We start from the raw sequence: 15,372 nt of genomic DNA, 5'->3' as shown, positions 1-15,372 counted from the left end.
CGCCGCGCAGCGGGCCGGCGCTCAGGCATCCGCGAACCCTGCCGCACCGAGCGGGCCGTCGGCCGAACATCCCTGGCCGGTGTCGATGTTGGGCCAGAAACTGCGCGAATACATCGATCGCCTGGGCTCGGTCTGGGTCGAGGGCGAGATCACGCAGTGGGGCGTTTCGGGTGGAAACGTCTACGGAAAACTCAAAGACCTCGACGCCGACGCCACCATCTCGTTCACGGTGTGGTCGTCGGTGAAGTCGCGCATCCCGTCCGACCTGAAGCAGGGCGATCACGTGGTCGCCATGGTCAAGCCCAACTACTGGGTCAAGGGCGGCTCGCTCACCATGCAGGTCTTCGACATGAAACATGTCGGCCTGGGCGACCTGCTCGAACGCCTCGAACGCCTGCGCGCGCAGCTGAAAGCCGAGGGCCTCTTCGACGCGTCGCGCAAGAAGCCGCTCCCCTTCCTGCCCGGCTGCATCGGCCTCATCACGGGCAAAGATTCGGATGCCGAGAAAGACGTCCTGCGCAACGCCCAACTGCGCTGGCCCGCCGTGCGCTTCCGCGTGGTGCACGCCGCCGTGCAGGGAGAACGCACCGTGGCCGACGTGTCGTCCGCCATCCGCACGCTCGACGCCGACCCCGAGGTCGATGTCATCATCGTGGCGCGCGGTGGCGGCGACTTCCAGAATCTGCTGGGCTTCAGCGACGAACGCGTCGTGCGTGCGGCCGCCGACTGCACCACGCCACTCGTGAGTGCCATCGGCCACGAAGCCGACCGGCCCCTGCTCGACGATGTTGCCGATCTGCGCGCCTCGACCCCCACCGATGCCGCCAAACGCGTGGTTCCGGATGTCTCGGAGGAGCTCGCCCGCGTGCAACAGGCCCGCAGCCGCCTCACCGTGCGGCTCACCACCTATCTGCAGCACGAGATCCACCGCGTCGAGCAGCTGCGGTCGCGCCCCGCCCTCGCCTCCAGCGCCTGGATCGTCGATCAGCGCTCGCAAGACCTCACCCGTTACGTGGCGCGCGGCGCCGAGCTCGTCGACCGCGCCCTCGAGAAGGCCTCGACCGAGACCGCGCGCCTGCGCTCCGAACTGCGTGCTCTGTCGCCGCAGCGCACGCTCGACCGCGGCTATGCGATCGCGCAATTGCCGACGGGTCACGTTCTGCGCGACGCCGCCGACGCACCGGATGGCGTCGCCCTCACCCTGACGCTCGCGACGGGTTCCATCGGCGCCACGTCCTCCGGTTCGACGGGCGAGGCGGATGCTGCAGACCCGCGTCGCACCGACGTGTGACCCCGGCCATCCGCCCGCCCTCAGCCGAGTAGAATCGGGGGCATGGCCAGCACCCCCGACGTCGCAGAACTCAGCTATGAAGAGGCGCGCGACGAACTCGTCCGCGTCGTCTCCGAACTCGAACAGGGGTCGGCCACGCTCGAGCAGTCGCTGGCGCTCTGGGAGCGCGGCGAGGCCCTGGCCCGTCGCTGCGAAGACTGGCTGATCGGCGCCAAGGCCCGCCTCGACAAGGCGCGCGCGGCCCACGACGAGAACGCGGCGGCATCGGCCGAATGAGCACCAACCCGCCGAGCGACCCGAACGCCGGCACCAGCGGCGCCGACTCCCCCCGCACCGGAACACCCGGCGCGCCGAGGCCTCGCAGCGGCACGCCCGCCGACCAGCGCGACGAGCGCCGCCGCCAGCGCGTGGTGGCCGAGCTCGGTCGGCCCGAGACGCCCGAAGAGACGGCCGCCCGCAAAGCCGAAGACTCGCGCAAATACCGCATGCGCAAGACCGTGAACAACCTGGTCTTCTCGCTGCTCGTCACCGTCGCGGTCGTCGTGGTGATCGTGTTCGCGGTTCCGCGCAGCGATAAGCCGCTGCATCCCGATATCGATTACTCGCAGGTCGCACAGACGACGCAGCAATCGCAGACGCAGATCCTGGCCGACCCCGAGCTTCCCGACACGTGGAGCGCGAACTACGCCGAGATCCGCACGAGCAAGGCCGCGGGCGTGGCGTCGTGGAACATCGGCCTCATCGCGCCGGGCAACGACTTCATCGGCCTCACGCAGGGCTTCGACGCCAACCCCACCTGGGTCGGGCAGCAGCTCGAACAGTCGACGGCCACGGGCGTGACCACCATCGACGGCATCGAGTGGACCGTCTACGACAACCGCGGTTCGAGCGACGACCTCGGCAACCTCGAATACGCGCTGACCACCGAGGCGGGCGGCAGCACCTACATCATCTTCGGAACCGGCACCGATGCCGAGTTCGAGCGGGTGGCCTCGGGCATCACGTCCGACATCCAGGCCAACGCCGCGCGCGCCTCGGCCACGCCGACGCCGGCCGCCACCCCGGCCTCCTAACAAGAGCTTCTGTCACACCCCGCGTCTGTTCCCTCGAGAGAAAACGGAGTCCCGATGCCTACGAAACGCCCCGGAAAAGTCTGGTCAGAGATGGTGCGCGGAAACGAGCGCTTCGTCGCTGGTGAGCCGCTGCATCCTCGCCAAGACGTCGAGCACCGTGCCTCGCTTGCACACAGCCAGACGCCCAGCGCGGCGCTCTTCGGATGCTCGGACTCGCGTCTGGCCGCCGAGATCATCTTCGACAAGGGCCTCGGCGACCTGTTCGTCGTGCGCAACGCCGGCCAGGTCATCTCGGACTCGGTGCTCGGATCGCTCGAATACGCCGTGACGGTGCTGAATGTTCCGCTCATCGTGGTGCTCGGGCACGACGAGTGCGGGGCCGTGCGCGCCGCCATCGACTCGCAGGTGCCCGGCGCCGAACCGCTGCCGCCGCACATCGACGGCATCATCCAGCAGATCGTGCCCGCCGTGCGCCGCGTCACGGGCGGCGAACCCGCCGACGACCAGGTGAACGCGCTCGAGGTCGGCCGCGAGCACCTGCGCGACACCGTCGCCGAGATGCTCGAACGCTCCGAGATCATCAGCGACCACGTGGCGCGCGGCGTGCTCGCCATCGTCGGCGCGAACTACCGTCTGCTCGACGGCACGGCGAACGCCGATGTTATCGTGGGCAACGCTGACACTCACCAGCCATGAGCGACGAGAACAGGAACAACGTGGTCACCACCTCTCACACCGAATACCGCATCGAGCACGACACCATGGGCGAGGTGAGGGTTCCGGCCCACGCGCTCTACAGCGCCCAGACGCAGCGCGCCGTCGAGAACTTCCCGATCTCGGGTGCCGGCCTCGAGCCCGCCCAGATCGCCGCCCTCGCGCGCATCAAGAAGGCCGCCGCCACCGCCAACGCGCGCCTGGGCGTGCTCGACCAGGGCATTGCCGAAGCCATCGCCCGCGCGGCCGACGAGGTCATCGCCGGCAACCACGATGGCGAATTCCCCATCGACGTCTACCAGACGGGCAGCGGCACGTCGTCGAACATGAACATGAACGAGGTGCTCGCCTCGCTCGCGACGACGAGCCTCGGTCAGCCCGTTCACCCCAACGACCACGTCAACGCCTCGCAGTCCTCGAACGACGTCTTTCCGACCTCTGTGCACATCGCCGTGACCAGCGCTCTGATCGACGACCTCATCCCCGCGCTCGACCACCTGGCGGTCGCCTTCGAGAAGAAGGCCGAGCTGTGGAAGAACGTGGTCAAGGCCGGCCGCACGCACCTCATGGACGCGACCCCGGTCACGCTGGGGCAGGAGTTCGGCGGCTACGCCCGCCAGATCCGCCTGGGCATCGAGCGCGTTCGCACCGCACTCCCCCGCGTCGCCGAGGTTCCCCTCGGCGGCACCGCCGTCGGCACGGGCATCAACACGCCGCAGGGCTTCCCGCAGCTCGTCATCCAGCTGTTGCAGGAAGACACCGAGCTTCCCATCACCGAAGCCGTCGACCACTTCGAGGCTCAGGCCAACCGCGACGGACTCGTCGATGCCTCGGGCGCCCTGCGCGTCATCGCCGTCAGCCTCACCAAGATCTGCAACGACCTGCGCTGGATGGGCTCCGGCCCCAACACCGGCCTCGGCGAACTGCACATCCCCGACCTGCAGCCCGGATCGTCGATCATGCCCGGCAAGGTGAACCCCGTCATCCCCGAGGCCGTGCTCATGGTCGCCTCGCGTGTCATCGGCAACGACGCCACCATCGCGTGGTCGGGTGCATCGGGCGCCTTCGAGCTCAACGTCGCCATCCCCGTCATGGGCACGGCGCTGCTCGAGTCGATCCGCCTGCTGTCCAACGCCTCGCGCGTGCTGGCCGACAAGACCGTCGACGGGCTCGAGGTCAACGCCGAGCGCGCGACCGCGCTGGCCGGCTCGTCGCCCTCGATCGTGACGCCGCTCAACAAGATCATCGGCTACGAGGCCGCCGCCAAGATCGCCAAGCACGCCGTGGCCAAGAAGATCACGGTGCGCGAAGCCGTCGTCGACCTCGGCTACGTCGAGCGCGGCGAGATCACCGAAGAGCAGCTCGACGAGAAGCTCGACCTGCTGAGCATGACGCACCCCGGCTAGACCGGCTTCACACGACCGCCGCCTGCGCGGCACACCCTGCGAGGGCCTCGAGAGATCGGGGCCCTCGTTCGTTGCGGGCTGCGCCATCATGCCCCGCACCATCTTCCGGCGACCAGGGCAAGCCAGAAGCCGACGATCAGGGCAGGCCCGATCGGGATGCCCCGCCCCCGGTAGACAGCCCCGCCCCGCGAGCACGCGACATGCGCCAAACGCCCCAGACCGCCGAGAAACGCGCCGACGACACCCAGGCTCATCGCGACGAGGACGACCGCGAAACCGGCTGTCCCGGCGGCCGCACCGAGCAGGAAGGCGAGCTTGACGTCGCCGAACCCGAGGCCGCCGAACCACCAGGCCAGCGCGCACGACGCCCCGTAGACGAGCGAGCCGAGCAGGATCCAGACGAGCGCCTCCCCACCGGCGGCCAACCACGGCGCCGCCGATGTGATCACGGCGCCCGCGCCGTCGAAAACCGTCGGGGTCTCGCCACGTCCAGCCAGCTCCGCGCTCGAGTCGGTGGAGATGCCGACAACCGTCTCAGCTCTCCCCCTCGGCAGCGGCGCCGGGCTCCGAAGATCGTTGTCCGCGCTGCGAGCGGTGTCCAGGGCTCTGAGCGAACCCGCGAGGACGGCCCAGGCGGCGAGCGCTAGCCCGGGCATGGTGAACCGATTGGGGAGACGGTGGAACAGGACATCCGAATTCACGAGAGGGAGCGAGACCGCTGCGACGTAGGCGATGAGCACAACGCCGCTCGGGGCACCGCCAGCCGCGAACACAGCGCCCACAATCGCCACGGATGCGCCGGAGGACGGCAGCCAGACCTCTCGCGCGCGGGCGACCACACGTCGAAGCGCTCGAGAGTGGGGCGCGCGCGAGCGAGGCGGCTGCGGCAGGGCGGTGGTGGCGGACATCCCGCAACGGTATGAGCGGTCGCACTCGCCCGGCCGTTGTGCACAGGATGGCGTCGGAAACCGGCCTGTGGAGAACGAATCGCCGAGCGCGAAGCCTCGCGAAAACGTCCGGCCGACCCCCGCAGGAGCCGACCGGACGGATGAGGCGACGAGCGTAGGGCGACAATCGCAGGGCGCCAAGCGAGACGCGCAGATCGCCGAGCGCCAAACGCCAAGCGCCGACAAACTACGCCAGCTCGTTGCCCTCCAACATCTCGGTGACGAGCGCGGCGATGGCCGACCGCTCCGACCGGCTGAGCGTCACGTGCCCGAACAACCGGTTGCCCTTCAGCGCCTCGATGACCGAGGCCACGCCGTCGTGCCGCCCAACCCGCAGGTTGTCGCGCTGTGCCACGTCGTGCGTCAGCACCACGCGCGAGTTCTGCCCGATGCGGCTGAGCACCGTGAGCAGCACGTTGCGTTCGAGCGACTGCGCCTCGTCGACGATCACGAAGGCATCATGCAGCGAGCGACCGCGGATGTGCGTCAGCGGCAACACCTCGAGGATGCCTCGCTCCACGACCTCTTCGAGCACGTTGTTCGACACCACCGAACCGAGCGTGTCGAACACGGCCTGGCCCCACGGGTTCATCTTCTCGGCCGCGTCGCCCGGCAGGTAGCCGAGCTCCTGACCGCCCACCGCGTAGAGCGGGCGGAACACCATGATCTTCTTGTGCTGCTGTCGTTCGAGCACGGCCTCGAGGCCCGCGCACAGGGCGAGCGCCGACTTCCCCGTCCCCGCTCGACCTCCCAGGCTGACGATGCCGACCTCCGGGTCGAGCAGCAGGTCGATGGCGAGACGCTGTTCGGCCGAACGCCCGTGCAGGCCGAAGACGTCGCGGTCTCCGCGCACGAGCTTGAACTCGCGGCGTCCGGTCACGCGGCCGAGTGCCGAACCGCGCTCCGAGTGGATGACGAGCCCCGTGTTCACGGGCAGCTCCTCGACCTGCCGCGACAACCCCACCTCTGTTTCATAGAGGTCGCTCATCTCGTTGGCGCTGAGTGAGACATCCGCCATGCCCGTGTAGCCCGAGTCGACGGCCTGTTCGGCGCGATACTCCTCGGCGGCGAGCCCCACCGACGCGGCCTTCACGCGCAGCGGCAGGTCTTTCGAGACGACCGTGACGTCGAGCCCGTCGCCGCGCAGATTCATGGCGACGGCCAGGATGCGGGAGTCGTTGTCGTTCAGCTGCAACCCGCTCGGCAACACCTGCATGTTGGAGTGGTTCAGCTCGACGCGCAGGGTTCCACCCTCGTCGCTGACCGAGACCGGGAAGTCGAGGCGCTCGTGCTTCACGCGCAGCTCGTCGAGAATGCGCAGCGCCTGCCGGGCGAAGTAGCCGATCTCGGGGTCGTTGCGTTTGCCCTCGAGTTCGGAGACGACGATGACCGGGATGACGACGGCGTGTTCGGCGAACCGGAACAGCGCCTTGGGGTCGGACAGCAGGACCGACGTGTCGAGGACATACGTCTTTTCGGCGGTTTTGGCGCCGCGTTGACGCCTGCGCGAAGCGGTGGGGCTCTCCTGGCCCGCCGTCTCGGTGGTGCTCAGAATGTCTTGGGTTTCGTGCGCGGCCACAACCACTCCCACCCCGGGCGGCGAGCGCCCGGATCTCTTTTCGAGTCGGCCACGAAGCGGTTACGAGTCGAACTTATGTGGCCGTCTCGACCGGGCCCCATGCCCGATGAGTATGAAACTACGCGGTTGTAATTCGGTTGGCAAGACTCTGGCGTGGCAGCAGGTTTCCGTCAGATTAACGTTTGGCGACGGGGCATCCTGGATCAGTACGTGACGGCCGTTCCGAACGAGACGAACGCGTCGCGCAGCAGGGTCAGCGTCTCGTCGGTCGTTCCCGCGTGGCATGAGATGCGCACGCTGCCCTGACGGGCGGTCGCGGTCAGGCCATGGTTGTGCAGGCTGGCGGTCAGCGGGTTGAGCTGGTCGTCCTCCAGGTCGAGCACGACCATGCCGGCGCGCTCGTGTTCGGCACGCGAGGAGGCTACGGCCACACCGAATTCGTCGGCCAGGTCGATGACCTGCGCGGTGCGTTCCGCGACGAGGGCGCTCACCTGCGGCACACCCACGGCGGCGAGGTCTTCGAGCGCCGCCGCAAAGCGAGACTCGGCGACCTTGTCGGCGTTGGTGGTCTGGAAGGCGCGCGCCGCCGAAGCCGGTTCGGACACGGCATCCCACCCGCCGGCGGTCGGGTCGTCCTCCTCGATGCCCGTCCAACCCGAGAAGACGGGCACGAGCTCGTGGATGGCGCGATCGCTGAGAGCCAGGAAGCCCGTGCCCCAGCCGGCGCGCATCCACTTCTGGCCGCCCGTCGTCACGACATCCGCGACCTCGTAGGGTGCATCGACGACCCCGAACCCCTGGATGGCGTCGACGATAAGCAACCGGTCGTCGCCGATGACCTGACGGATGCCCTCGATGTCCGACAGGTAGCCGGTGCGCGAGTCGACAAGACTCACGGCCACGGCGACGGTCTGGTCGGTGAGCTGCTCGCGGATGCGCGCGGGCGTGACGCGGCCGCCGTCGGTCTCGAGCCACGTCGGTTCGAGCACGTGCATGTTCTCGGCGGCGCGCTGCACGGCGAACGTGAGGCTCGGGAATTCGTGTGGCGAGAGCAGGATGCCGCCCGTGAGACCGAACATGACGTGCATGAGGCCCGTCGAGGTGTTCGGCTGCGTGACGATGTTCGCGGCCGGGAAACCCGTCATGACCGAAACGGCCTCGTGAAAGCGGGCGCCGGCGTCGAGGAGCGGCTCGAGGCTGCCGTGCCGCGCGCGACCCAGCACCTCCGCCTGCAGCATCATTTCGGAGCGCACGGCCTCGGAGAGCGGCCCGATGCGGCCGTAGTCGAGGTAGCCGGGCTCTTCACCGAATCCGGCGAGGTAGTCGTCGATGCTGCTCACGCGCGTGCTCCTTGCTGTGGGTGTGAGTCAATCCTGCCGTAGCCGAGAGGATGCCTCGAACCGGGTAGCCGCCGGGCAGCCGCCGGGCAACCGCCGGGCACCCTCGGGACAGCCGCCGATCAGCCGCCGTAGCGCCGGTGACGCCGCGTGTAGTCGCGCACCGCCCGCAGGAAATCGACCTCGCGCAGGTCGGGCCCCAGCGCCTCGACGAAGTAGAACTCGCTGTGCGCGCTCTGCCACAGCATGAAGTCGCTCAGCCGCTGCTCGCCCGACGTGCGGATCACGAGGTCGGGGTCGGGCTGCCCACCCGTGTAGAGGTGCTCGCCGATCAGGTCGGGGGTCAGCAGCTCGGCGAGCTCCTCGAGCGCGCCACCCTGCAGGTGATGGTTCTCGACGATGCGGCGCATGGCGTCGACGATCTCGGTGCGGCCGCCATAGCCCACCGCGAGGTTGACGTGCAGGCCCTTCTTCTGGGCCGTGCGGCGTTCGGCGGCCTCGAGCGCGCCCACGAGCGGCTCGGGCAGGCCCGCGTTGGAGCCCACGTGTTTCACCCGCCAGTCGCGGTAGTGCGAGAGGTCTTCGGCGAGGTCGGCGATGATCTCGACGAGGGCGTTCAGTTCATCGCTCGAGCGGTTGGTGAGGTTGTCGCTCGACAGCAGGTAAAGCGTGACGACCTTGACGCCGATGTCGTCGCACCACTCGAGGAACTCGCGCATCTTGGCGGCACCCGCGCGATGCCCGTGCGCGGCGGTCTCATAGCCGAGCTGCTTCGCCCAGCGCCGGTTGCCGTCGATGATCATGGCGACGTGCTCGGGCGGCTGATGCCCGGCCAGATCCTTGCGCAGGCGCTTCTGATACAGGTTGTACAGGAGTCCCGGGCGGGGCCGATTCTCTCCAGTTTTCACATCGCTACGTTAGTGCACGATCCCGTGAGAGTCCGCTACCCGGAATACGACCTGTCGTAGTCTGACGGTATGTCTCAGGAGAACACCCCGCACCGCCCGCGATCCGAGCACACGGGCGACCCCATCGAAGACACGCGCGACCGTCTCGACCATCCCGTATCGGCCGCTGATCAGGCGGTCGCTCGTGATGAGGCCAGCGGCCCCGAGCTGCCCAACCTGCCCCTCATCGACGCGTCACCCGCCGACGCCGCCGAGGTCAAACCGACGTGGCGCGGATGGTTGCACGCGGGCATGCTGCCCGTCTCCCTTGTTGCGGGAATCGTTCTCGTCAGCGTGGCCCAGGGCGCGGCCGCCAAGTGGAGCTCGGCTGTGTTCGTGCTGTCCTCGCTGCTGCTCTTCGGCAACTCGGCGCTCTATCACCGCTTCAACTGGAAACCGCGCACCAAGATCATCCTGAAGCGCATCGATCACGCCAACATCTTCCTGCTGATCGCGGGCAGCTACACGCCCATCGCCGTGCTCGCGCTGCCGCCCGCCAAGGGCACGCTGCTGCTCAGCCTGGTCTGGGGCGGCACCGTGCTGGGAATCGCGTTCCGCGTGTTCTGGATCGGCGCGCCACGCTGGCTTTACGTGTTCCTCTACCTCGCGCTCGGGTGGGCCGCCGTCATGTATCTCGGCGACATCCTCGAGTCGAACGCCCTGACGATGGTCCTCGTCATCGTGGGCGGCCTGTTCTACACGGGCGGGGCGATCATGTATGCGATGAAGCGGCCGAATCCGTGGCCCGGGCACTTCGGCTTCCACGAGCTGTTCCACCTGTGCACCGTGCTGGCATTCATGTGCCACTGGGTGGCCATTCTGCTGCTCGTCATCGACCCGACCTACAACGCATAGCCCCCGGGCGGCGACTCAGCGGTTGCGCGGGTCGGTGAACCGGTCGTCGTCGGCGTCGCCGGTGGGGCGACCGCCGTTCTCGTCGCTGGCGTGCGACCGCTCGTCGGGCGCCACATAGGGCTGCCCGGTGCGCTCGGCCTCTTCGCGCGCGGCGACCTCGTCGGCCAGGCGCTCCGCGATCTCGCCGCGGTAGGTGGCACGGCGGATGCGGCGCACCATGTCCACGATCAGCAACACGACGACGACCACGACGAGGAACGGCACGAGGAATCCGAAGATGCCGGGCGTGACCTGGTCGGGGTCGACCTTGAGCGTCGGGGTCGGGCTGGGCGTGGGGCTCACGGCCGCATACGCGGCATCCCGGATCGCGGCGGTCAGGGCGTGGGTCATTCGGTGTCCTCGATTCCGGTGAACAGGTCGGTTTCGGAGTCGAGGGTGTCGACATCCGACCAGACGAGTTCGAAGTCTTCGTACGGCCAGGCGGCGCGCTGCAGGTCGTTCGACCAGAAGAAGAAGTTGCTGTCGGGCGAGACCTGGCAGGCGTGCGAGCGCAGGGCCTGGTCGCGCACCTCGAAGAAGTCGCCCGCGGGAACGTGCGTGGTCGACGTGTCGGGGCGGTCCTTCATCCACTCGAGCGTGCCCTGCAGTTCTTCGAGCAGGGGCGACTCGGGGTCGGAGCGGTGCAGCTCGTCGACGTTGGCCTTCATGCGCGGGTAGTTGAAGATGCGGTCGTAGTAGAGCTTCGTCACCTTCCACGGCTCGCCCAGCTCGGGGTAGAGCGTCGGGTCGGCGGCGGCCTCGATGGCGGCGACCGAGATCTGGTGGGTGCGAATGTGATCGGGATGCGGGTAGCCGCCGTTCTCGTCATAGGTCACGAGAACCTGCGGCTTGAACTCCCTGATGAGCTTGACGAGCGGCTGGCGCGATATCTCCAACGGGATGCTGGCGAACGAGTTCGCGGGCAGCGAGCCGTCTTCGCGGGCCATCCCGGAGTCGACGTAGCCCAGCCAGCGGTGTTGCGCGCCGAGGGCCTGCTGCGCGGCCGCCATCTCGAGGCGTCGCAGCCCCGGCAGGTCGCGTTCGGCCATGGCCTGGCGTTCGAGGTTCGGGTTGAGGATGTCTCCCGCCTCGCCTCCCGTGCAGCTAACGATCATCACCTCCCGCCCGAGCGAACGGTAGTAGGCCACGGTCGCGGCACCCTTCGACGATTCGTCGTCGGGGTGGGCGTGAACGGTCATCATTCGCAGGGTCACGAAGCGGTCTCAACTCTCAGCATTTGGCAATAGCCTTGTAGGACAAGCGTAATCGTTCCGCGTGTGGAGACTGATCCGATGTCACAAGTTGAGGGCCCGTCCGGCCGTCGTCCCGCTGAGGGGCGCCAGGTTTCGGGCAGCGGCATTCCGGTGACGAGTTCGCGCTCCTCCGACATCCCCGTCGACGCCGCCGGAAGCAGTTCGGTCAGAAGCGGTCTGGTCATCGAAGACGACGTCGCGGCCGAGGACGGTGCCGTCGGCGCCGAACGCCCCCGGCTGCCCGAACCCGTCGTCGCGGCCGGCAACGAACAGATCGCCGAGCGCTATGGCCGCGGTCGCCGCACCCGCTCGCGCGAGAAGACCGTGCTGGCGATCTTCGGCGGCCTCATCGTGGTCGTGTTCGCGGCCTGGGTGTTGTGGGCGGGGCTCGACGGCAACGCGCCGGCGCTCGAGGCCCGCGACATCGGGCACAAGGTGGTCGACGAGCATCAGGTGCAGGTCACGTTCGAGGTCACGGCCGAGCCGGGCACGCCCATCAACTGTGTCGCGCAGGCCCTGAACGAGGAGTTCGCGCCCGTGGGGTGGAAGGTGCTCGAGATCCCGGCGTCCGAGCAGCGCACGCGCCAGTTCACGACGGATGTCTTGACCACTGAACTCGGCAACACCGGGTTGATCTACCGTTGTTGGCTCGCCTAGACTGACCAGCTAATACGTTTTGACTTCCAGCGCCCCGGCTTTCGTCGGGGCGTTCGTTACTGTTAGGAGTTCCTCGTGGCCGATGAGACCGACGTCACCTTCCTCACCCAGGACGCGTTCGACCGCTTGCACGCCGAGCTCGACCGCCTGTCGACGACGGGCCGCGAAGAGATCGCCAAGCGCATCGAGGCGGCTCGCGAAGAGGGCGACCTGAAGGAGAACGGCGGCTACCACGCCGCCAAGGACGAGCAGGGCAAGCAGGAGGCGCGCATCCGCACCCTGACCGCGCTCCTGCGCGACGCCAAGGTGGGCGTCACCCCCGAATCGTCGGGTGTCGTCGAGCCCGGCACGGTCATCACGGCCAACGTGGCGGGCGGCAGCGAGGTCTTCCTGCTCGGCAACCGCGAGATCGCCGCCAACAGCGACCTCGACGTCTACAGCGAGAAGAGCCCTCTGGGCGAGGCCATCCTCGGCCTGAAGGTCGGCGAGAAGACGAGCTACACGGCCCCCAACGGCAAAGAGATCGCGGTCGAGATCGAGAAGGTCGAGACCTACGCCGGCCAGTAGGTGCCCGCAGCTCACCGTTACCCGCTTACATCACGCTCGAAGCCCCGGCCATCACCGGGGCTTCTTGCATGCGAGCGGGCACGACTCGGACAGCCTCTCAGCGCCTAGTCCTCGAGGATGTGGGGCTCGTAGCCCGCGGCCCGCAGCGTGTCGACGACATGCTGTCGGTGCTGCGGGTCGCGCGTTTCGACGCTCAGCTCGAGTTCGACCTGGCCGATCTGCAGGCCGTGGCCGTGCCGGGTGTGCAGCACCTCGATGACGTTGGCGTTCGCCGCGGCCACGAGCTCCGACGTGCGCGCCAGCTGGCCCGGGCGGTCGGGCAACGGGATGCGCAGCGTCAGGTAACGATCGGATGCCGCCAGCCCATGCGCGATCACGCGCTGCATCAGCAGCGGGTCGATGTTGCCGCCCGAGAGGATCAGCGCGGTGGGCCCCGACGCCGTCACCTTGCCCGCCAGCACGGCCGCGACACCCGCTGCACCGGCCGGCTCGACGACCATCTTCGCGCGCTCCAACAGCACCAGCAGGGCCTTGGCCATGTCGTCCTCGGTGACCGTGACGACCTCGTCGACATAGTCGCGGATGATCTCGAAGTTCAACGCTCCGGGCCGGCCGACGGCGATGCCATCCGCGATGGTCGGGTTGACCGTGATGGTGGTGGGCTCCCCCGAGGCGAGCGACGGCGGATAGGCGGCGGCGTTCTGGGCTTGCACACCGATGACGCGCACGACGCGACCATCCTTGGCCGCCCGCTGCTTGACCGCCGCGGCGACACCCGCGATGAGGCCGCCACCGCCGATCGGAACGACGACCGTCTCGAGGTCGGGCACGCTCTCATAGATCTCGAGGCCGAGCGTTCCCTGGCCGACGATGATGTCGGGGTGATCGAACGGCGGGATGAAGATGGCGCCCGTCTCTTCGGCGTAGGCGGCGGCCGCGCGCAGGGCCTCGTCCACGGCCGTGCCGCCCAGCACGACCTCGGCGCCGTAGTTCTTGGTGGCCTGCAGCTTCGGCAGCGGCACGCCCATGGGCATGAAGATGGTCGAGCGGATGCCGAGCTCACGCGCCGCGAACGCCACACCCTGGGCGTGGTTGCCGGCCGACGCCGCCACGACACCCCGTGCGCGTTCCTCGGCGGTGAGTTGCGACATCCGGTTGTAGGCGCCGCGGATCTTGTAGGAGCCCGTGCGCTGCAGGTTTTCGCACTTGAGGTAGACGGGCTGGCCGAGCAATTCGGCGAGATAGCGGGATGATTCGAGCGGCGTGTCCTGAGCAACCTTCGCCACGACGGCACGCGCCGCCTCGAACTGCTCGAGCGTGGCGATCAGACCGCGTTCAGACGCAGATCCGGTGTCGGCGGCAGCTTCGGAGAGCCCACCGCCCACCGATTCGGCCACGAGCTCGTCTTCGACATAGGTGCGGGAATCTTGCGTGTCACTCATTCGGGAGCCTGAGCGCCTTTCTTGCGAGCGGATGACCCGACGTGCGGGTTCCGCGGAACGGTTTGCCAGAGCGCAGAGCCCGGGACGACCTGGGGAGATAGCCCCGGCGTCTTCCAGACCCCGCTCGCGACGTAGCGCACCATCACGTTGATGACGGCGGCGATCGGAACCGCGAAGAGAGCGCCGGGGATGCCGGCTAGAAGGGTGCCGCCGGCCACGACGAGCACGACGGCGAGCGGGTGCACCTTGACGGCGCTGCCCATGAGCAGGGGTTGCAACACATGGCCCTCGACCTGCTGCACGAGCAGGACGATGCCGAGCATGATGAGCGCGATCACCCAGCCGTTGTAGACCAGGGCGATGAAGACCGCGACGGCGCCCGTGACGACGGCTCCGACGATGGGCACGAAGGCACCGAGGAACACGAGCACGGCGATGGGGGCCGCGAGCGGCACCCCGAGCGCGAAGGCACCGATGCCGATGCCGGCGGCGTCGATCGTGGCGACGAGAATCTGGGTGCGGGCGTAGTTGGTGAGCGTGAACCATCCGGCCTTGCCGGCACCGTCGACGGCGCTGCGCGCGCGGCGCGGCATAAGGCGCACGACCCACCGCCAGATTCCCCGGCCGTCGATCAGGATGAAGAGCAGGCAGAAGAGCGACAGGAACAGGCCCGTGGCCACGTGACCGAGGGTCGAACCGATCGAGAGCGCGCCGCTGACCAGCACTTGCGAGTCTTGTTGGATCGACCCGAAGAGGCCCTGGATCCACGCGTTGATGTCGGCCTCGGTGATGTGCAGCGGCGACTGCAGCAGCATCTCTTTGAGATCGTCGAAGGACTGCACCGTGCGATCGCGCACCTCACCGAATTGGCGGGAGATCTGCCAGATCGCCAGCGCGAGCAGCCCCGAGACAGCGACGAGCGCGCCCAGCATGGCGGCCGCGATGGCCAGACCGCGCGGCCACTTGTGTCGGTGCAGGAAGTTCACGAGCGGCGTGAGCAGAGCGGCCACGAGCACGCCGATGAGCAGCGGAATGACGATCAACCGCAGCTGGATGACCAGGAAGACGGCGAGCGCCGTGACCCCCGCGATGACCAGGATGCGCCAACCCCACGCCCCCGCGATGCGCATGCCGCGCGGCACCGCGTCCTCATCGACACCAGAGTCTTCGACCACGACGACGTGCTCGTCGGACGGGGTCTGGAACAGGCGCTGCCACCAACTGCTCTTCGTCGTGTCGCTCATCGCTCAAGTCTAGGAGTAGGG

The 15,372-nt window shown here is 68.3% G+C and carries 16 protein-coding genes; 8 read left to right on the top strand and 8 right to left on the bottom strand.

What is annotated here, in order from left to right:
• The first annotated feature begins 85 nt into the window (after nucleotides 1-85).
• From xseA to ACUWEX_RS05435, 5 genes are read left to right on the top strand one after another with little or no spacing between them, the layout of a single operon-like run.
• Nucleotides 86-1,291: an exodeoxyribonuclease VII large subunit gene (gene xseA, locus ACUWEX_RS05455; RefSeq protein WP_234991063.1), complete on the top strand. Its 1,206-nt coding sequence runs from the start codon at nucleotides 86-88 to the stop codon at nucleotides 1,289-1,291.
• Between the two features lie 42 nt (nucleotides 1,292-1,333).
• The gene (locus ACUWEX_RS05450) at nucleotides 1,334-1,567 is read left to right on the top strand and encodes an exodeoxyribonuclease VII small subunit (RefSeq protein WP_077053599.1); all 234 of its coding nucleotides are present in this window, start codon (nucleotides 1,334-1,336) and stop codon (nucleotides 1,565-1,567) included.
• Entirely contained in the window at nucleotides 1,564-2,364 is an 801-nt protein-coding gene (locus tag ACUWEX_RS05445) for a DUF4245 domain-containing protein (protein ID WP_445997351.1), read from the top strand. The genes ACUWEX_RS05450 and ACUWEX_RS05445 overlap by 4 nt, the downstream gene beginning before the upstream one ends.
• Nucleotides 2,365-2,418: 54 nt before the next feature.
• Nucleotides 2,419-3,060, top strand: a complete 642-nt coding sequence (locus ACUWEX_RS05440; protein WP_079727190.1) for a carbonic anhydrase — start codon at nucleotides 2,419-2,421, stop codon at nucleotides 3,058-3,060.
• Complete coding sequence (locus ACUWEX_RS05435) at nucleotides 3,057-4,484, top strand: class II fumarate hydratase (RefSeq protein WP_079727189.1); 1,428 nt, start codon at nucleotides 3,057-3,059, stop codon at nucleotides 4,482-4,484. Before ACUWEX_RS05440 ends, ACUWEX_RS05435 begins: the two co-directional genes overlap by 4 nt.
• An 86-nt stretch (nucleotides 4,485-4,570) precedes the next feature.
• Here ACUWEX_RS05435 and ACUWEX_RS05430 read toward each other — a convergent pair whose 3' ends face one another.
• From ACUWEX_RS05430 to ACUWEX_RS05415, 4 genes are all read right to left on the bottom strand, one after another.
• Nucleotides 4,571-5,392 carry a hypothetical protein gene (locus ACUWEX_RS05430; RefSeq protein ID WP_445997350.1) on the bottom strand — a complete coding sequence of 274 codons (822 nt, stop codon included), beginning with the start codon at nucleotides 5,390-5,392 and terminating at the stop codon, nucleotides 4,571-4,573.
• Between the two features lie 226 nt (nucleotides 5,393-5,618).
• Nucleotides 5,619-6,983, bottom strand: a complete 1,365-nt coding sequence (locus tag ACUWEX_RS05425; RefSeq protein ID WP_445997605.1) for a PhoH family protein — start codon at nucleotides 6,981-6,983, stop codon at nucleotides 5,619-5,621.
• A 230-nt stretch (nucleotides 6,984-7,213) separates the two neighbouring features.
• Nucleotides 7,214-8,350 carry an aminotransferase class V-fold PLP-dependent enzyme gene (locus ACUWEX_RS05420; RefSeq protein WP_445997349.1) on the bottom strand — a complete coding sequence of 379 codons (1,137 nt, stop codon included), beginning with the start codon at nucleotides 8,348-8,350 and terminating at the stop codon, nucleotides 7,214-7,216.
• 119 nt (nucleotides 8,351-8,469) lie between these two features.
• Nucleotides 8,470-9,255, bottom strand: a complete 786-nt coding sequence (locus ACUWEX_RS05415; RefSeq protein WP_079727183.1) for an isoprenyl transferase — start codon at nucleotides 9,253-9,255, stop codon at nucleotides 8,470-8,472.
• Nucleotides 9,256-9,324: 69 nt separating this feature from the next.
• On the opposite strand from ACUWEX_RS05415, the gene trhA reads away from it, so the two are divergent.
• Nucleotides 9,325-10,149, top strand: coding sequence for a PAQR family membrane homeostasis protein TrhA (trhA, locus tag ACUWEX_RS05410; RefSeq protein WP_445997348.1), 825 nt, complete (start codon nucleotides 9,325-9,327; stop codon nucleotides 10,147-10,149).
• A 15-nt stretch (nucleotides 10,150-10,164) separates the two neighbouring features.
• On the opposite strand, the gene ACUWEX_RS05405 is transcribed toward trhA, so the two are convergent.
• The gene (locus ACUWEX_RS05405) at nucleotides 10,165-10,539 is read right to left on the bottom strand and encodes a hypothetical protein (RefSeq protein ID WP_445997347.1); all 375 of its coding nucleotides are present in this window, start codon (nucleotides 10,537-10,539) and stop codon (nucleotides 10,165-10,167) included.
• Nucleotides 10,536-11,402 (bottom strand): mycothiol conjugate amidase Mca, encoded by an 867-nt coding sequence (mca, locus tag ACUWEX_RS05400; protein ID WP_407668729.1) that lies wholly within the window; start codon nucleotides 11,400-11,402, stop codon nucleotides 10,536-10,538. Before mca ends, ACUWEX_RS05405 begins: the two co-directional genes overlap by 4 nt.
• Nucleotides 11,403-11,480: 78 nt before the next feature.
• Here mca and ACUWEX_RS05395 point away from each other — a divergent pair, with 78 nt between their 5' ends.
• On the top strand, nucleotides 11,481-12,098 hold the full coding sequence (locus ACUWEX_RS05395; protein WP_445997346.1) for a DUF4307 domain-containing protein: 618 nt from the start codon (nucleotides 11,481-11,483) through the stop codon (nucleotides 12,096-12,098).
• Between the two features lie 75 nt (nucleotides 12,099-12,173).
• Nucleotides 12,174-12,665, top strand: coding sequence for a transcription elongation factor GreA (gene greA / locus ACUWEX_RS05390; RefSeq protein WP_079727179.1), 492 nt, complete (start codon nucleotides 12,174-12,176; stop codon nucleotides 12,663-12,665).
• Between the two features lie 104 nt (nucleotides 12,666-12,769).
• Here greA and ilvA read toward each other — a convergent pair whose 3' ends face one another.
• Complete coding sequence (gene ilvA, locus ACUWEX_RS05385; protein ID WP_079727178.1) at nucleotides 12,770-14,107, bottom strand: threonine ammonia-lyase; 1,338 nt, start codon at nucleotides 14,105-14,107, stop codon at nucleotides 12,770-12,772.
• The gene (locus ACUWEX_RS05380; protein WP_079727177.1) at nucleotides 14,104-15,351 is read right to left on the bottom strand and encodes an AI-2E family transporter; all 1,248 of its coding nucleotides are present in this window, start codon (nucleotides 15,349-15,351) and stop codon (nucleotides 14,104-14,106) included. The genes ilvA and ACUWEX_RS05380 overlap by 4 nt, the downstream gene beginning before the upstream one ends.
• Nucleotides 15,352-15,372: the final 21 nt, after the last annotated feature.

The organism is Okibacterium fritillariae (genome assembly GCF_052783725.1).
Note: the sequence above shows the minus strand (reverse complement) of the source record. Positions and strands in the feature narration are given on the sequence as shown.